General features: G+C 54.1%; 13 protein-coding genes and 2 tRNA genes. 5 read left to right on the forward strand and 10 right to left on the reverse strand.

The window, feature by feature from the left end; genetic code table 11:
* Window positions 1-141: 141 nt before the first annotated feature.
* The 5 genes from SH287x_RS03095 to SH287x_RS03115 all read right to left on the reverse strand — a co-directional run bounded on the left by SH287x_RS03095 (window position 142) and on the right by SH287x_RS03115 (window position 7,010).
* Complete coding sequence (locus SH287x_RS03095) at window positions 142-1,443, reverse strand: 3-keto-disaccharide hydrolase (protein WP_479516982.1); 1,302 nt, start codon at window positions 1,441-1,443, stop codon at window positions 142-144.
* An 83-nt stretch (window positions 1,444-1,526) separates the two neighbouring features.
* The gene (locus SH287x_RS03100; RefSeq protein ID WP_479516983.1) at window positions 1,527-2,018 is read right to left on the reverse strand and encodes a universal stress protein; all 492 of its coding nucleotides are present in this window, start codon (window positions 2,016-2,018) and stop codon (window positions 1,527-1,529) included.
* 173 nt (window positions 2,019-2,191) lie between these two features.
* Window positions 2,192-3,302 (reverse strand): peptide chain release factor 2 gene (gene prfB / locus SH287x_RS03105; RefSeq protein ID WP_479516984.1). Its coding sequence is split into 2 segments (ribosomal slippage): window positions 2,192-3,232 and window positions 3,234-3,302, totalling 1,110 coding nucleotides; the frame shifts between segments, so codons are not numbered across the junction.
* Window positions 3,303-3,533: 231 nt separating this feature from the next.
* Window positions 3,534-5,933, reverse strand: a complete 2,400-nt coding sequence (locus SH287x_RS03110; protein ID WP_479516985.1) for a serine/threonine protein kinase — start codon at window positions 5,931-5,933, stop codon at window positions 3,534-3,536.
* A 90-nt stretch (window positions 5,934-6,023) separates the two neighbouring features.
* Entirely contained in the window at window positions 6,024-7,010 is a 987-nt protein-coding gene (locus SH287x_RS03115) for an energy-coupling factor ABC transporter permease (RefSeq protein ID WP_479516986.1), read from the reverse strand.
* A 283-nt stretch (window positions 7,011-7,293) separates the two neighbouring features.
* Between SH287x_RS03115 and SH287x_RS03120 the strand changes: the two genes are divergently transcribed.
* Complete coding sequence (locus SH287x_RS03120; RefSeq protein WP_479516987.1) at window positions 7,294-8,517, forward strand: THUMP-like domain-containing protein; 1,224 nt, start codon at window positions 7,294-7,296, stop codon at window positions 8,515-8,517.
* 128 nt (window positions 8,518-8,645) lie between these two features.
* Here the strand turns inward: SH287x_RS03120 and SH287x_RS03125 are convergent, their stop codons facing one another.
* The gene (locus SH287x_RS03125; protein WP_479516988.1) at window positions 8,646-9,158 is read right to left on the reverse strand and encodes a hypothetical protein; all 513 of its coding nucleotides are present in this window, start codon (window positions 9,156-9,158) and stop codon (window positions 8,646-8,648) included.
* Between the two features lie 296 nt (window positions 9,159-9,454).
* On the opposite strand from SH287x_RS03125, the gene SH287x_RS03130 reads away from it, so the two are divergent.
* Entirely contained in the window at window positions 9,455-10,654 is a 1,200-nt protein-coding gene (locus tag SH287x_RS03130) for a Gfo/Idh/MocA family protein (protein ID WP_479516989.1), read from the forward strand.
* A 217-nt stretch (window positions 10,655-10,871) separates the two neighbouring features.
* Here the strand turns inward: SH287x_RS03130 and xerC are convergent, their stop codons facing one another.
* From xerC to SH287x_RS03150, 4 genes are all read right to left on the reverse strand, one after another.
* Window positions 10,872-11,780: a tyrosine recombinase XerC gene (xerC, locus tag SH287x_RS03135; RefSeq protein WP_479516990.1), complete on the reverse strand. Its 909-nt coding sequence runs from the start codon at window positions 11,778-11,780 to the stop codon at window positions 10,872-10,874.
* A gap of 36 nt (window positions 11,781-11,816) precedes the next feature.
* Entirely contained in the window at window positions 11,817-12,056 is a 240-nt protein-coding gene (locus SH287x_RS03140) for a hypothetical protein (RefSeq protein WP_479516991.1), read from the reverse strand.
* A 219-nt stretch (window positions 12,057-12,275) separates the two neighbouring features.
* On the reverse strand, window positions 12,276-13,310 hold the full coding sequence (locus SH287x_RS03145; RefSeq protein ID WP_479516992.1) for a hypothetical protein: 1,035 nt from the start codon (window positions 13,308-13,310) through the stop codon (window positions 12,276-12,278).
* A 253-nt stretch (window positions 13,311-13,563) separates the two neighbouring features.
* The gene (locus SH287x_RS03150; protein WP_479516993.1) at window positions 13,564-14,724 is read right to left on the reverse strand and encodes a cache domain-containing protein; all 1,161 of its coding nucleotides are present in this window, start codon (window positions 14,722-14,724) and stop codon (window positions 13,564-13,566) included.
* 432 nt (window positions 14,725-15,156) lie between these two features.
* On the opposite strand from SH287x_RS03150, the gene SH287x_RS03155 reads away from it, so the two are divergent.
* From SH287x_RS03155 to SH287x_RS03165, 3 genes are all read left to right on the forward strand, one after another.
* Window positions 15,157-16,242, forward strand: a complete 1,086-nt coding sequence (locus SH287x_RS03155; RefSeq protein ID WP_479516994.1) for a Gfo/Idh/MocA family protein — start codon at window positions 15,157-15,159, stop codon at window positions 16,240-16,242.
* 383 nt (window positions 16,243-16,625) lie between these two features.
* Window positions 16,626-16,699 (forward strand) — tRNA-Ile (locus SH287x_RS03160).
* A 144-nt stretch (window positions 16,700-16,843) separates the two neighbouring features.
* Window positions 16,844-16,916, forward strand: a tRNA-Ala gene (locus SH287x_RS03165).
* Window positions 16,917-17,430 lie beyond the last annotated feature (514 nt).

Consider the following 17,430-nt stretch of genomic DNA (forward strand, 5'->3'; position numbering starts at 1 on the left):
CTGCCCCTTGCGGGGTTTGTGGCGTCCCCTTGCGGGGGTTGTGGCGGCGTATGCGGGTCAGTCGTTGGTTCACGAATGGGTCTTGCGCCGCCAGAGCGCGGTTGTTAAGAAAGGAATCGGAGTCTCGTTACTTCGACGATTTTACGGTGTCGGTGCCAGAGAAATTGCTTTGAAGTCGAACTTGGTGCCGGGGTCGTGGCCTTGCAGGCTGAAGTGGCCTGGTTCCAGTCGTTTTCCTTCCCGGGGATTGGTGTTAGGTGCCCGTTCATCGACCCAGTCGACCATCTGAATGCCGTTCACCCAAGTGGAAATATGCGGGCCGTCGGCAATGAGTGTGCCAGTGAGCCAGGCATTGTCATCAGCGACCACACGCCGGGCAGGCGCTCGCCGGAAGATGGCTCCTGTTCCATGATCGAGCGGCTGGTTTCGGTCACCATTTTTGAAGCCGTTATGGATCTGGAATTCATAGCCGTGGGACGGGGCTTTTTCTGTGCCTTCCATCGCACGGAAGAAAATACCGCCGTTGAGGTTTTCAGCCAGTGAGCGGGCCGTGAACTGGAAGATAAAGTTTCCTGCGGTTGTCTCGGTCTCCAGAAAGCCCCGGCCGCCAGCAACATGCAGAAAATTGTCAGCCACTTCAAAGGTTCCCGAACTACCCGGAACCACCCGCCAACCCGAAAGGTCTTTCCCATTCCAGAGAGGTTCCATTCCAAGGGGCTTTAGATAGATATTTTTGAAGCGAGCAGGCCCCTCTCTCTGTTGCAGTCCGATAAAGCCTGTCTGAAGTGGCGCGGCGGTATTGTCCGTATAGGTGCTGATGACCTGATTGTCGAGTTTGACCGTCACTTGAGGGCCATTCACTGTGATGTCATAGCTGTGCCATGCGCCGGCGGTGGTGATGGTCTCTTCTGGTTTGGCTCGAAAGACGATGCTGCCGTTGGTATAGCCTTCCGGGTGCTTATCACTGAGATTCACTTCGTAGAAGTCGACAGCCGGGTTTTTCGGGTCGAGTGGCGTGCGAAGGAAGAGGCCGCTGTTGGTGTCTTTGTCGATCCAGGCATCGCAACGCAATTCATAGTTCGCAAAGCGCGTCGTGGTGCAGAGTTGTCCCTTGGGGCCATCAAGAACGACAATCTCGCCATTTTCGACAGACCATTTGGCCGCCGAGGAGGCCTGCCAGCCAAACAACGTGTGGCCATCGAAAAGCTTGATCCAGCCAGCTTCGATTTCTTCTGATGAAAGCTGGTTGTTGCCATCCGTTGAAGGAACTTCCAGTGCGGGAGTCGCAGCGAGAGCAGGGGGTGTTGGCGAGGCTTTGGGAGAATCATTGGCCGTGGACTCTTTCGCTTGAGGAGTCACTGAAGCAGGAGGAGATCCTCCGTCGCAACCGGTCAGCGGGAAACTCATCGCCAATAGCAGGCAACTCAGAGAGCGGAACGTCATGGTGAAAATTTTCATAGAGGGGATATTGTTAGAGCCGCCGGTTGATCGAATGGCGTGGCGAAAAACTGATGTGGTCAATCACTTCATTCAGGTTTTGACTCAGCCGACGTCGCGAGATCTGTCTTGAGAGCGTGAGGCCGGACGGTCAGCACCGGGCAGGGGGACTTGCGAGTGATTCGCTCCGCAGTGCTCCCCAACAGAACATGGGCCAACCCGGTGCGTCCATGAGTCCCCAGCACAATCAGGTCGATGCCGGTCTCCTCTGCGTATTGCAGGATTTCCAGGAACGGAACACCTGAGCGAACGGCGCGAACGACCTTGAGGCCCGCAGCTTCTTCAACTTGCAGGAGGGCGTCCAGATGTTCCTGAGAAGCGGCAATCAATTCCGGAAGCTGGCCCGTGGGGAGCAGGAACGGCGACGCGGGATCGGGAGAAATCATCTCAATATCCTGCACCACGGTGAGTAAGTGCAGTTCGGCACCGAGTTGTTTGGCCAGACTGACCGCGTAGGCTTGAGCCGGTACAGCAAATTCACTGAAGTCTGTCGGGAAGAGAAGCTTCTGGAACTGGATCATGGGAACCTCCGCATAAATTGTCAGGACGTGCCAGCATCCTACCTTGATGGACGTTTGACTGCTTGGGCTGGTTGCTCAATCCGCAAAAAAAAGCGACACAGGCAAAACTGCCGATGTCGCTGATGTTGGCTGATCATTGGGAATCCCAGTCAACGGGAATCCCAAGACTCGGTTTATGTCATATCCCAGCGAAGATAGGCTTCCAGGAAATCGTCAATCCGTCCGTCAAGTACCGGCATTGGGGTGCCGACTTTGAGGTTGGTTCGCGTATCTTTGACGAACTGCTCGGGGTTCAAAACATAATTCCGAATGGTTTCTCCGCCGAAGCCGATTTTGGATTTCTGACCCCGTTTGGCAGCAGACTCGTTTTCCCGTTTGACGGTTTCCAGTTGCAGCAGCTTGGCGACGAGCATCTTCCGACACCATGAACGATTTTTATGCTGGCTGCGTTCGTTCTGGCATTGAACAACGGTGTTCGACGGCAGGTGAGTCAGGCGAATGGCCGATGACGTTTTGTTGACGTGCTGGCCGCCCGCCCCGCTGGCCCGGAAAATATCCTCTCGAATGACCTTGGGGTCTTCCCAGTCGATATCGATATCGATGGTATCGTCGGGTTCGGGAATGACATCCACCGCTGCAAACGATGTCTGTCGGCGCCCGGCTCCATCGAAGGGGCTGATGCGGATTAAACGGTGAACCCCGGTTTCGCCACGAAGGAGGCCGTAAACGTATTCACCACGAATGGCCAATGTGGCATTCCGGATGCCCGCTTCTTCGGCTTCCGAGATTTCGATCAGTTCTGTCTCAAAGCCGCGGTCTTCGGCCCATCGCTGGTACATTCGCAGTAGCATCGAGGCCCAGTCGGACGAATCGGTTCCCCCTTCACCCGCCTGTACCTGAAGGTAGGCTGCGCAGGGGTCTTCCGGACGACTCATCAAGGCCTTCAGCTCGACCTGCTGGAATTTCTCATCCAGCTGGGTGAGCAGTTCAGACATTTCTTTACCGGTTTCGCCCGAGGGGTCTTCTGCCAGAAATTCCCGCATGACCGCGAGTTCTTCTGTCCCGTCAATCAGTTCCTGAAGTGGTTTCAGCGAACCGTTAATGGTTCGCATTTCTGTGACCAGAGCTTGCGCTTTCTCCTGATGATCCCAGAAATCGGGCGCTGTCATCGCCTGATTGATTTCAGCAACGCGACTTTGCCACTTGGCGTAGTCAAAGAGAGTCTCGGAGCTGAAGGATGCGAGCTGTCAACTCTTTTGAGCGGGAAATCAGTTCGTTGTCCATGGCGTATTGAGTCGATTCAGGGCTATGAGTCTCAAGGCCGCATCCGCATGACGGGGCCGTCTATCAACCAAAGATTAGTCGACCGGGCCAGATCGCGAAAGCGAGACCATGGTCAGGAACATTGCTTGCCAGTGCCATTCCCGTTTCACAAAATTAAAAATCGCCCATTTTCTATGACTGAATGGTGACTCGTCGGGGAGGATTAAGTCATGATCCTGAGCGCTATGACCGTCAGCGCAAGCGAATCGCAGAGGGCAATTTCTCTGGCTCGATCCCTGGCAGGTCAGGTGAGAAGCGGGGGGCGGTCGAGTCGACTACTTTCGCGTCTTTCGGGATGAAAGACGTGGGGCCAGCAAAGGTCACCTCTCCAAAAACGATCCCTTCGACTGACAGATGGTCGCTATTCAGGGAGATGGGGAGGGATTGCGCGGGATCATTATGAACACTGATCGCGGGGTGCCCGGCCAGAACTGTCCCTTCACCAGAAATGCGAATTGCTTCTTGCCAGTCCGATCGGAGCGTCTCACCTGTCTTCCAGCGAACAATGGCCGATCCTTCATCAGTTGGCTGCCAGACAGAGTCAACGGCTTCAATCTCCAGGGATGCACTTCCCGGTCGAGTCGCCAGTTCGCCATGGCAGTCGATCCAGGAGGCGGTCTCACGGAGCGTGCAGCGGTGCATTTCCAGTCGGAAGTTGCCTCGATCTGTGGATCGCGAGAGAGAAACCAGGCCCTCTCCACCGACCTTCAGAACTTGTGACATGGCGATCGATCGCGGGGGGATGGCTGCAAACAGCAGGGAACCAGCCCCTGTCATAACCACCCGGTCAAACCGGGCGGTGCCGCCCGTCGCATCCTGGCGATCAGGAGGTTTCCAGGCGATGGCAGCCAGAGGTACTCCATCGTTGGCATCAGGCGGTAGCAACAGCCCACAGTCGGAAACGGTCAGGTTTCGTGCGCGAAGGCTCAAGAGTAACCGCGACGCGGGAACATTGTCCGGGGGATCTTCGCGGCAAAGAGTTACGCCGCGCAAGACGAGTGAATCTGCAATGACTTTAAGCGGCTGATCGCGCACCACAATTTGCGGGTGAACTCCCGCCGCTGCCTCAATAATTAAGGGGCCGACAATGGCGATATCCGCGGCTTCATAGCGAACCGATTCGGTCAGCAGCAGGCTTCCTGTCGGTGAAGGGACAGGGAGAGGATGAAGCGGGCCGCCAGTGTTCAGTGATTCTGGAGGAGTCGGTATCGTGATTGATGACGTCATCAAGTCAATGTGATTTAGATCGACAGGAGGCCGTGAATGGGATTGGCTGGGATTGGTGAAAGTGGCGTTGTCAACTGCTGCCTGTGAGGCAGTTGCCTGAGAGGCGGGGGCCTGCGACCCAATGGCCAGAAGCACCTGATTTTGCCACTTTTCGCGGGTTGTTGCCAGAAGAATGCCCAGGCTGACAAGGACGGCGGCCGACGTCCATAAGGTTCGTTGCCACGAGCGTCTTTGTTGGCCTTGATTCAGGTGAGGTACGACTTCATTGAAAGAGCTTTCAAACTGCCGGAGCGCCCGGGTCTCACCATGACCCCATAAGTCTTGTGCTTGCCTGATCGACTGAGGGCGTTCTTCAGGCGTGCGGAGGGTGAACTGGCGAATGGCATCTGCCATACCCCTTGGTGTCTCGGGGGCCAGTTGCTGAATTTCTGGAAATGGTTTCTGTCGGTGAGCGGCGACGCGCGCAAAAAGATCCCCCATCGGAAACGGAGGACGTCCCGCCAGCAATTGCCATAACAGGCAACCTGTCGCGTAGAGATCACTTGTTGGATGAGGAACAGCCTGATGCGAAAAGCGTTCGGGGGCTGCAAGATCCAGGACGGACGGATGGGGCGGATCGTGCAGAGTGAGCAGGGGAGTGACAATGCCACCAAATCCCGGTTCGACCAGCACGATGTGTCCCGACCGCAATAACCGTAGGTTTTCGACGCGAAGGGAACCTTCAGAAAATCCGGCTCTCTCAAGGGCTGAGAGCGCCTGGAGCAACTGCGAACCAATCGCTTGAACGACCGCAGCCGGAAATCGTCCCCGTCTCACCAGCAATTGCGTCAGTGGGCGGCCTTCGATCAATCGGCTGACAACTGCCAGTCCGCTGGGATCGGTCTGGGTTTCTGTGTTGTTTGCTGATGCGGTGGGCCAATGCCCGAATCGAAAGAGTTCCTGCGGATAGGAAATATGGGGAGATGCCAGGTCGTGCGTGGTTCCCGCTGCGACCAGACGCTGAAAGGCATGTTCTAACCGGCTCAGTTCAGAGCCTGTGGCCTGAATCAATCGCAGTGAGACTCGTGCACCTGTCTGACGATGGGTCGCCTCAAAGACATGGGGAGAACGCTGCTGGCCCAAGGGTTGCCGGAGAATGTAATTGCCAATAAACAGTGACGAAGTCTGCCTGGCTTCGATCCGGGATGCCTGCCAGGGGGTGAGGACTTTTCGAGAAACCAGCGCATCGATGTAGAGGCCGTCGAATGTCGGTAAGTCTTCCGGTATGCGGTTAATGATGCGTCGCGCATGACGTATCACGACCGCTGAGGGAATTCCCAGCTGCTCCAACTGTTCCAGCAGTTGTGACGATGGGGGTTCCCGCACGAAGTGGATTCCTTTCCCTGGCGATGGTTGTGAACGCCGCACATCATCCTTGATGCGGCACATGAAAACTGGAGCAAAATTGAGACGTGGTTACTGGGAAGCGGCAGCCGTTTTGATGGGTTGTGTCAGCCGGAGCAGTTGATGCAGGGCCAACAGACAAGTCAGAGTCACTGTCAGTCCGGCGATGCCCGCCATGATAGTGGAAGCCAGAGGAGCCGTCATACCAGGGACTGTGTAATCGGGAAGAAGTGTGTCAATTGACCAGACAGAATTCAGAAAGCCGGCGACTTCCCCTGACGCTTCGAGACCATCAGGGAGTTCGGAAGCAAATGGAGCCGCAACCATGATCAGCAGCACTGAGGCCGTCATCATGAGGGGGGCTGTACGCCTGCCACGGATCAGGAGCAGTGTCATGGCTAGCCCCGCAGTGGCAAATCCTTCACCAAACGCAATCGGCAAGTGTGTCTGGAAAAGCAGAGTGGCGGTTTGTGGTAACACGATCTCGGAGGTGGCGCCCCAGCTCAGTTGAACGACCAGAGCAGCGACAGCCGCCATGACGCTTAATGTCGTGGCACCCCACCAGACGATCCCCTGGAAAGCCAGTGACGTGATCGCGTGAGATGGTGCGCGGTCGGGAGCTTGAGCAGATGACAAGGAAACGAGGAAAGTACCTTTCGTGGCGCGAATTATCAGTGCGGTGACCGCAGTGGCCACCACTCCCATGTTGAGAATGTTGGCCCCTAATGTTGTCAGTCCGCCATCGGCGAAGACCGTTGCCTGCACTGCAAGAATGATTGCCATGACACAGCAGGCCGCCCAGGGGCCGAGCAGGATCGTTGCCAAGGCTCCGCCAAGGATATGTCCTGAAAAATGCTGTCCAGGAATTGCCACGTTGCACATTTGCAAGGCAAAGACCAATCCGCCGACAGCCGTCGTTTCCAGAAGGGTGGGGGATTTCTCAGGCGCGCGAAGAGTCTCTTCTCGCCACTTCCAGAGACTGACGCCAACGGCCGATGTGGCAAGAATGCTGGTGACTGCGCACATTGAAGGAGACAAAACACCATCTGGCACGTGCATGAAAGACTTTCTGGGCAGAGATCAGAAGAAAAGTCAGGCAAAAACTTTGACGATCCCGAAGATTATCCTGCCCGCGGCGAGAAATGGAGCCTTCTTCACTTCATTTATGCCGCGAGGCAGAATGTCTCCCTGTTGACCGAGTATGGTGTCGCCAAGGATACCAGAGCGTTCAAATTGCCGGAAGCACGTCTTGGACTTTATGATCGTTTAAGAGTGACCCTTTTAATTGAATGTCGTGCGGGATCAAGGGTTTTAGCAGGAGCGTTTTACAAAGGTGAATGTCGTGACGTCAGAGGCCAGCGAATCAGTGACCCGCGAAATGGAGCGATGGCGGACATTGCATGCCACTCCTGCCTTATTTGAACGGATGGCTCAGATCGAAGGCCCGGAATTTCGCCGCCAGGAGTTGCTCCGGCGTGAATTTCCCGCAGAACTGGTGACGTTAGGGTTGCTGGTCGCGGATCTGCGTCATCGCGCTTCGAGTCGGTTTTCGCTGGCAAAATCTCTGTGGTTTGATCGGAAAGGACTGGAGCAAGCCACCAGTGAAACAGTGGCACGCCATAAAGCCAGGCGTTTCCCTGTGGGTGAACGTGTTATCGACATTTGCAGCGGGGTTGGCGGCGATGCTTTGGCTCTGGCACAGCGCGGGCCGGTGACCGCTGTTGACCTGGATGTTTTGCAACTGCAGCGATTGCAATGGAATGCCGAACTCTACGGCGTGGAGGATCAGCTAACCTGTTTGTCGGCGAGTGCCGAATCACTGGATGTCACACAAGCCTGGATTCATATCGATCCCGACCGCCGTCCCGATTTGAATTCCAAAGGGATGAGCGGGCGCGTTCAGAGGATCGAAGAAATTTCCCCTCCTCTGGAAGTTCTTCAACAGTTGATGGCCAGTGCCCGGGGGGGAGCCATCAAGTTGTCGCCTGCCAGTAATTTTGGCGGGAAGTTTCCTGAGGCTGAAGTTGAACTGATCAGCCTGAACGGTGAGTGCAAGGAAGCCACCATCTGGTTTGGTGAACTGGCTGGTGAAGCCCTTTTTCGAGCCACTGTTCTGCCCGAGGGTGAAAGTATTTCGGGGCATCCTTTGAGCGTCATGACCCGCGTTGAATCGCCGGGGAAATTTCTTTTTGACCCTGATCCCGCCGTGGTCCGTGCGGGGTTGGTCGACGTTCTGGCCGATCAACTGGGCATGTGGCGACTGGATGACGCGGAAGAATATCTCAGTGGCAATGAGCCGGTTTTCAGTCCGTTTGTCCAGACGTTTGAAATCGATCAGGTGGTCGGGAGCAACGATCGGGAACTGAAAGCGGCACTGCGCGAACGGGGATACCGCGAACTGGAGATCAAGTGCCGACATCTTCGAGTGGATGCGACCACGTTACGCAAGAAGCTTCCCATGGGAAAAGGTGAGGCGGGAGTGCTGGTGGTGGCAAAATTGGTCGGTCGCCAGCATCACCTGCTTTGCCGTCGCTTGAGTTATCGTGGGGGAAGCGGAACCCGATAGCCCGAAAACGACTGATCGCGTTCGATCTCATTCAGCAAGCTTTTCTAACAATTCAAGCGGCGTTTGGTCTCGCGAGGGAGTCAAACGCCGCTTGTTGCTTATTGCTTGTTAATAGCCTTATTACGGCGTTATTCCGTGGGGGCGACGTCGCGGAAGCTGAAGAATGCAAACGGTTCCAATGTCAGGGCGGGCATGGGCTTGGTCGCGATACGGAATGGGTAACGGTAGGCCACGACTTTCCCTGTCGTCAGTTCGCCAATGTAGACGATGCCTGTTGACGTCTGGAGTCCGCCCCGGTTTGCCAGGTTGCCATCCCCTGCAATGATGACGAATTGAGGTTTGGCAGTGGGATCCAGCCCGAAATCAGCCACAATGCTTCGGAAGTAAAAGTTGGTGAACGTGGCGGTTTGCTGATTCAACAGGCCGCCCACAAGCCGGCCAGTGAGGAAATCCAGCACGAAGATGGTGTCCGGGTTTTGAAAACCGGTTGTGGCCGTTGTGATGGCGAAGCGCTCGTTACGATCTGTGCCACGGGCTTGAACCTGCTCGGCGGGCCAGAATGAAGAGAGTGCCAGCCCCAGGCACAGGCCTGTCACCAGCCAGGGGAGTTTGTTTGCTGATGCGATTTTCGTTACAGCCATGATGTCAATGCTCCAGGTGATTCCATGTTGAAATGTTGTGGTGATAAAATTGTGGCGAAGGGGCAGTGTCAGCCGCATTCTTGCGGGAAGACGACTGCAAAATGAGTATATCCCGCTTTGTCCAACTCTGGAAACAGCGGTGTGGGCGTTTGAATGAGGTTTCCATGAGAATGGGCGTGCATGTGGTAACGACGGAAGCCGGAAGATATGCTCCATCACACATGTTTGGTGGCGAAATTGCCAAATCCTCTGAGTCAAACTGTTTCCGTAACGACTGGCAGTGAAAGACCGAAGCTATGGATACGACGAACGGCAACCTGAATCGAAAATTGCGGATGGCCTTGGTGGGGGGCGGCTCGGGATCATTCATTGGCCGCGTGCATGCGACCGCCGCTGTGCTGGATAACCGGGCGGCTTTGGTGGCTGGGGCGTTGTCATCAGATCCACAGCGTGCCAAGTCCTCGGCAGGGGGGTATGATATCAGTTTGGATCGGGCCTATGGTTCGTATCAGGAGCTGATTTCCAGTGAATTGGCTCTCCCGGAATCGGAGAGAATCGATTTTCTGACGATTGCCACGCCCAATCACATGCACTTTCCTGTTGCCAAGGCGGCTTTGGAAGCTGGCTTCAACGTCATCTGTGATAAACCGATGACGTTCGATCTTGCACAGGCGGAAGAATTGGAGAAAGCGGTTGAGAAGTCTGGTGCTGTTTTCGCCGTGACGCACAATTACACCGGCTATCCTCTGGTGCGTCAGGCACGGGAAATGGTGCTGAACGGTGAGCTGGGCGAAATCCAGTGTATTCGCTCGAACTATATTCAGGGGTGGTTGAGAACCCGGTTGGAAGCTTCGGATCAGAAGCAGGCCGCGTGGCGAACCGATCCGACCAAGTCAGGTGCTGCTGGCTGCTTTGGTGACATCGGGACTCATGCTTACAACCTGGGGCGTTATATTTCGGGTTTGCTTCCCGAAAAGATCTCCTGCCACTTACGGGCGTTTGAGGAAGGCCGGGCACTGGATGATTATGGCCATGCCGTCATTCAGTTTGAAAATGGAGCATTGGGGACGGTGACGGCCAGCCAGATCACCCACGGGCGTGAAAATGACGTCACGATTGAAATTGACGGGACGAAAGGAGCCATTCAATGGCGTCAGGAAAACCCGAACGAATTGATGGTGCGTCGTAACGGTTCAGCTCATCAGATCTATACGCGCGATCCCAACGCACCGTATACGCATCCTTTGGCGAAGGCGTCCTGCCGGTTGCCAAGCGGGCATCCCGAAGCCTTTTTTGAAGCGTTTGCCAACGTCTACCGGGCTGCGTTTGATGCCATGGTGCAAAAGGCTGGTGGTGCTGCATTCGAGACACGCAACACGATTTATCCGAATGTTTACGATGGCATTGAAGGGATGTATTTCATCCAGCAAAGCGTCGCTAGCAGCAAAGAGAACGGTGCCTGGCTTCCTTTGAAGCATCCGCTGGCTCGCAAGTAATGCCGTGTCACGGCTTTATCTTGGGGAGCGATGGGGTGGCCCAGATGTCGCTTGGGACGTCTGGGTGACGTGCGTCACAAGAGTTTTCGAGTGAGCGCACCTCTCCAATCAGGATAATCCAGTGAGGGAGCATTGGAGTTCTGACGAAATGCACCAATCGATAGAGTTTGCGGGAGATCGGGAATACGGGTGCATTGGCATGAACCCGACCAGGCCCTCATTCCAAAGGCTGGGCGTGAGGGTGTGAGCCTTTATAGGTCTCTTGCAGGCGCTGTGTACTGACGTGTGTATAGATCTGGGTGGTGGTCAGGCTTTTGTGGCCGAGCATTTCCTGCACAGCTCTGAGATCGGCTCCGCCATCCAGAAGGTGGGTGGCGAAGGTATGTCGGAGCGTGTGTGGCGTCGTGATCTGATCCAGCCCGGCGAGCTTTAAGTGCTTTTCCAGCATACGGCCCACGCTCCGTGTGGTCAGGCGTGTTCCGAAACGATTAAGGAATAAAGCGTTTTTCAATTCTGGGGGGGCAGCCGATTCGGGGTGGCGAACAGCAACCCAGTTTTTTAATGCCGTTGTCGCGTATTTGCCAACAGGAGCAATGCGTTCTTTCTTGCCTTTACCAAAGACATGCAAAATCTGGGCATCGCGATCCCAATCGTCAAGATTCAGTCCTACGAGTTCGGCGACGCGAAGACCTGCTGAGTAAAATGTTTCGAGAATTGCCCGGTCACGCAGCCCTTCCGGTTCATTGGCAGGTGGTGTTTCGAGCAGCTTCACAATCTGTTCGGTTGTGAGAAAGTGCGGGAGTTTTCGTCCCACGCGGGGGGTACGCAGCGCTTTCGCCGGGTTTCCCTCCACCAGATTTTCTCGTTGGCAATAACGGAAAAAAGAGCGGAGAGATGCCAACCGGCGGGCTATTGTCGTTTTGGCGTAACCACATTCCCCCAGGTAGGCGACATAGCCACGAAGTTCTGAGATCCCCAGTTGCTGAGGGTCAGTCACATGACCCACGCGATCGGCAATGTATTCCTGCAGGCTGCCAAAGTCTTCGGCATAAGATTTTAAGGTTAATTCCGATGAATTTCGCTCAATCTGCAGGTATCGCAGGAACCGGTCAATCACAGCGTGCATGGCAAACGACCTCAGAAGAACGGGCGTCAATTGACATCATTTGTCGCCCGCATATTTTGACCAGCGATGTTTACCATGCGGGCCTTTGAGTGAAGCCGCTGTCCCGCGTGCTTTTTCTGCAAGAATGGCAGCATCATGCCAGGTGAAGTCGAGTTCGGGATCACTGGCGTACTTCCCGAGTTGATCAACCAGTTGATCAATACTTTGCGGGTCGTACAGAAAGACGAACCGTTCTTCACCTTTGACCATGGCCAGAACATGTAACGATTTCGACATTCCGGAAGCTTTCGCGGAAGGTGAAGATCAAGCACTGAAATCTTGGAAACCCCCATGGGATTTGCAGTCGGTGCTTCCTGTCGTATCGGCGAAATCAGTCGTGCTGAATTGGCTATTCCGGGCCATCTCAGTCAGTTTTTTCGCCTTGCCGACATGCCAGAATTCAAGAGACCCATCGCGAGGGACGACAAGCGGCTGGTTTTACTCAACTCATTGCTGCTATTTGTATTTACGTTTTTTGATGACGAGCCGTCGACGAGCTTCACCGCCATGCAGTTGCAACATTTCGACGATCATCAGATACGAAGTGAAACGGATGAAATCATCGCTTCGCTGAAGGTAGGCTTCCCACCCCCCGGCCCGGAGATCACCACTGAGTTCCACATAGTCCCGTAATCGGGCAACAAGGCGACTGTCGGCTCCATCAAAGAGACGGGTGTACGACATAAGAGGCTGTGTGGGATCAAAGACTGGGGTAAAGCTGGTGACTGCGGAAATTCCCGAATCCAGAGACTTCTGTATCTCAAGTGTCCCTGCGATTTCACCAGGCGATTGCCCTCGAGAAGTAATTGTGGGTGAAGTGCTGGCTGCAGGTGGAGTGACCATAGAGGGAGTGGGTGTGGCGGGGTCACACTTTTCTTCGCTGCCAAAGGGCCAGACAGATTGTGAAAAAGAAGATTTCCCTGCTTGTTTGGCCGCTTTGCGTTCGGCTTTTTGAGTTTCCAGGACGGCTTTGCGTGCCGCAGGATCCACCGGCGGCCCAGGCTCAAATGTCCAGGGTTTCGGGGAATACCAGGAGACTTGTAATCCGACTCGCGGGGGGTAGTAGGGTGAATAGTCTGTCACAGCCCCAACCACGATGGCATCAACGCCCAGGATTTGGCTCAGCTTCAGGACATCAACCGGGCTGTCCATTTCCAGGCGATTTTGACGAATCGCCTGCTCTGTAATCCCTACGGGGACAACCTGGAAGCCGGGAGTTTTTTGAAGCTCAGCAAAATAAGCCAACGCGAACTGACGTCCATCAACCACGGGTTCCTGGCTGACATTAAAGAACGGGGCGATGGCTACTGTGGTCAAACCCACAATGGGATTGGTCACGCCCACCTCAATCATGACGCAGCCAGCGGCTGGTAATGCGAATAGGGCCAGCATCATCTCCCGCCGGGTCAGCCCCATTTCCGAGGGACATGATCGGGGCGGTGATAAAGAAGTTAAGTCAGGGGATCGCGAAACTGATGCGTCGGCACTCACGGGTCGGCCTCCATTCCCTTCGGAACATCGGCACAATCGCTACAATTGCTTCAGTTTGACTCGTCCCTCGGTGAGCGGTACATCAACAAACCCGTTTGAGAAGGCATCAGAATAGGGCTGACCGGCAATGATTGCAGGTTGTTAGCGGCTTGAGAATGTCTGAAGTGGGGGGGGGATTCCGTTGTAAAGTTATTCAGCAGAGGGTGTTATCGCAGATGAAAGCACCGGGTAAAGCTCTGGCGTGATACCGGTTTCATGTCGTATGGCCCATGGGCATCGCGTTGGGGCGTCTTTCTCCCAGGTCATGTAACAGCACACATTTCCAGCCGGTTGCATAGGTTTCAAAACCTCGTGAGGATGAGAACGCCAGCAGATAGTTCCGATTGTTTAATGTGATCTGTCGATGTCCGCGCGTTTCCAGCAAGAGGTCGCGATTGATCGGAAACAAAAATCTCTCACCAATCGAGCGTCGGTCGCTGTCGGCAAGAATTGTGAACTGCTCGTCAATGAGCAGGCATCGAATTTTAAGAAGTTCTTGACTATCGAGAGGAAGCTCGTCGACCAGTTTTTGTCCCAGAGATTCCCAATCAAACAAGGCCCCCAGGACACCGATGACCCTTCCATTCGTATCTCCATTTTCGCGAACAGCCGCTGAATAGACCAGAACTCGTCGGTTCTGAACAATGTGCGATGCGTGGGCTGATTCAAAAGCAAACTCGCTTCCGCTTTGTGTCTCCATCGCTCCTTTGAACCAGGGACTCTGCCGACAATTGATGCCTTCGGAATCAAATCGCCTCGGACGGCCGTGCGCGACAATTCGGCCGGTCAAATCACAGAGAATGAGATCGGTATAAACGGTATATGAGTCGAGAATAACGCCTAATCGGTCAGCCGCCTGGCGAAGGGTATCGCTTCGAGTCGTCGTCAGAGCCGTGACCAGGCTTTCATCAGTGGCCCACCAGCGACAGTCACACGTTCTCTCGTACAAATTACGATCGATGATGTCGATGATATGATCGGCAATATTGACCAGTTTTGATCCCTGCATCTGGTTTGCAAGCACGGTACTGATACTTGCCAACTCGTGAAGGGCTGTGCCTGTGCGGGCAGAAAGTGTGCGGGCGACAGCGGTTGTTTTTCCTGAGAGATCCTGGATCGCCTGTGCAACCACGCCGAAAGCCGCTCCGATTTGCCCCCCAGCACGGGCGGCCTCGATTCTCGCATTAATCGAGAGGAATCGAGTTTCATCATTGAGTGTGGCAATTTCCTGAGAGGCATCTCCCAGGTGTCGCATAATTTCTTCAGCTAATTGGGCAATCCGGGTTGGGGAGGCGTTAATCGTAATGGGGGGAGAAACCTCCGTTGGATGGGGCGCCGAAGATGGTCGCGGCGAACTCATCGTGGAAGACGTCATGAGTGTTCTCAAACGTTGAAATAGTGATGTGCCAATAGGCACGGTCTGCTGAGGGGAAACGCTGAACTCTCACAAATATCGGCAATAATGGCGGAATTGTTTTCAGTGGATGAGGGACTGTCTCAATCTCAGACAAACACCATTCGTTGAGAGCGCTTTGTGAGAGTTGATTTGCCCTTAACGATTGAAAACGATGGAAAAGAGGAGGGGATCTCACTTTCTTGCACCACAGAATGTGGTCTTTTGTTTATTGTTTAACGTTTGTCAGAGCGAGAACCACCGGGGTCGCTGCTTTCTGCTGAGTTTAGAAACTCATCGAAAGCTGGTGTTCAATGAGTCGCCGCGACATAATCGCTGTTCCGGCAGGCCGCTGGCAGTCGTTGTCACTTGTTTTCTGGGCCAATTTTCTTTTTTCAGAGACTCTCATTTCCCATGCCCGTACGCCCTCGACGAGGATCGATTTCGCTCGCTCTCGTAGGTACTGGTACCGATTGGGAACAGCACATGAAGCCGGCCTTGGCGGAATTCGCTGATCGCGCAAAAATTGTGGCTGTCTATGACGAGGTGCGGAGTCGTGCTCAGGCGGTGGCGACTGAGTTTCACGCGATGGCCTCTGATTCTTTGCTGGCTCTCGCGGAACGCCCTGATATTGATGGCTTTTTAATTTGCCAGTTGGGGTGGATGAAATCTGCGATTATTGAAGTCTTAACAATTCACGCAAAGCCTTGTCTGATTTCAAAATGGGAGCAGCTAAGCGATTCCGAAATTGAGCGGCTGACAACTTTAGCGGAGGATGTTGGAACCACGTTGATGGTCGATTTTCGGGTGCGATTTGATCCTGTTCATCGTCGATTACGAGAGTTATCAGCAACGGATTTAGGGGCCGTTCAGCAATTGGAGATACGGTTTCCTGCCCCCGATTTACATCGAACAACCCAACATGAATATTTGTCGTCCAACAATAACACCTCTGTCTCAGTAGAGAGGGAGCTGATTGAATGGATGGATGTTGCTGCGGTATTGACCGGCCGGGCGCCACAATCGCTCAGTGTTTCTGGTGCTGAAGATTGGTTAGATAAGGTCGATCTGGACGAATCGTCCGAGTTATGGCGACAAATCTGGAATCAGCCTGGCGCAACCCTGAAGGCGAATTATCGTCAGGGAGGAAGCGGAACCGGGGGGGGGACACCAGCTGCAAAGCCTATGGCTTCAGTGAGTTGCACACTGTCACGTGGTGATATTGTCGTCTCGGATCATCAGTCTGACTCTCGTCCCGGCACAGCTGCACGCGTCGTGTTTGCCAATGGGGTCTCGCAGGTCGTTTCCAGCACGGAATTGATATGGTCGCGAGAAGATCTGACGGCTCATCACGAGCAACTTTCTTCTGAGCGAACGGCCATTGTTTTGATGCTTGACCAGTTTATCCGACGGACTGTCGGAGGGCTTCTTCCAGTGCCCGAACTCAATCATGTTCTCAAATACCGCCGGTTGCTCCAGCGGTTGCGTCGTGAGGTCTGACAGGTGTGAGGGTAGAATTTCCCATGCCGCCTGCCATCCTGCTCAGAATTTTTTGGATTCTAAATCGTGGGGAGGTGGGAGCGAATGGGTCTAACTTTACGACGGGAATCACTTCGGGATGAGTAAAGCTAAATCGTTGCAAAATATTTAACCATTTGGTTTTACAGATAATATTTGTTTCGGGGGAATCTGTTGTGTTAGATGAGGTTATGGCTGGGCGGATCGTGCGGAATGATGGGTTTGTGGGATTGTGAAGTAAACAAGAAAATTCAAAATAGGCCCGATGGCTGGACAGCCGATGGTTCAGTTAGCAAAATGCGTCCGTCGCCACGAGGAAACGAAACGGCGGCCACCTGAGAATGCAATCAGGAAAAGAGTTACCCGGGCGTGTAGCTCAGTTGGTTAGAGCGCAGCCCTGATAAGGCTGAGGTCCGTGGTTCGAATCCACGCACGCCCAATCCAGAAATCAATGGTGCAGAAATGCACTTGTTTGTTTTTCGGAAAAGTCGTTGACTGTTAGTGGGTGTTCCTACTACAGGCAGCGGAAGAAAATGTCGGTGTCATCGTCGCCATTCAGTTGTAGGCGATGGCTCGGCAGCGAGGGGATGTAGCTCAATTGGGAGAGCACCGGCTTTGCAAGCCGGGGGTTGCCGGTTCGATCCCGGTCGTCTCCAATAGAGGGTGGGGTCAGCAAGCACAAGGTGTTTCTGCTGGTGCTGCCTTAAGGTGAAGTTGACTGCCAAGTGGGCCGGAAGTAATTCAGGTCTCTGGCAGTCAAAAAATTAAGTCCCCAGGGCTTGATTTTCACCAGCAAGCAACAGAACAAGAATTGGTTAAAAAAACGAAACCAAAAACTTGCCAAGTTGGTTGAAAGTTAAAACGGAAGCCGCAACAATGCGTCCGTCAGCCAGCGAAAGTGACACTGACGCGAAAACCGGTGTTGCTGAGTCTGTTTAAGTTAATTGAATTTGCGTTGTGCACAGCCTTGAGTGGCTTCCAATCAGTGCGGCTTGTTAATCATGCCGCTTTGATTGAAATCCAAAGCAGGGTTGGCCAGCAGTGAGATCTCTCAGGAGGTCTATTTGCTGGCTTTGTTCTTTGATAATTTGGCGGTAGTGAATCGACATCTCAAAAATCTGCGTTAATCGGCGTTGATTTCTGCGAAGAGATCGATGTTGACCTTAACGT

It is taken from the genome of Planctopirus sp. SH287, from assembly GCF_056500625.1.

Excerpts from the sequence above, each read along its gene's own strand:
- SH287x_RS03125 (WP_479516988.1), bottom strand. The coding sequence starts at position 9,158 with ATGGCTGTAACGAAAATCGCATCAGCAAACAAACTCCCCTGGCTGGTG.
- SH287x_RS03100 (WP_479516983.1), bottom strand. The coding sequence starts at position 2,018 with ATGATCCAGTTCCAGAAGCTTCTCTTCCCGACAGACTTCAGTGAATTT.
- SH287x_RS03140 (WP_479516991.1), bottom strand. The coding sequence starts at position 12,056 with ATGTCGAAATCGTTACATGTTCTGGCCATGGTCAAAGGTGAAGAACGG.
- SH287x_RS03150 (WP_479516993.1), bottom strand. The coding sequence starts at position 14,724 with ATGACGTCTTCCACGATGAGTTCGCCGCGACCATCTTCGGCGCCCCAT.
- SH287x_RS03115 (WP_479516986.1), bottom strand. The coding sequence starts at position 7,010 with ATGCACGTGCCAGATGGTGTTTTGTCTCCTTCAATGTGCGCAGTCACC.
- SH287x_RS03130 (WP_479516989.1), top strand. The coding sequence starts at position 9,455 with ATGGATACGACGAACGGCAACCTGAATCGAAAATTGCGGATGGCCTTG.
- SH287x_RS03155 (WP_479516994.1), top strand. The coding sequence starts at position 15,157 with ATGCCCGTACGCCCTCGACGAGGATCGATTTCGCTCGCTCTCGTAGGT.
- SH287x_RS03095 (WP_479516982.1), bottom strand. The coding sequence starts at position 1,443 with ATGACGTTCCGCTCTCTGAGTTGCCTGCTATTGGCGATGAGTTTCCCG.
- xerC (WP_479516990.1), bottom strand. The coding sequence starts at position 11,780 with ATGCACGCTGTGATTGACCGGTTCCTGCGATACCTGCAGATTGAGCGA.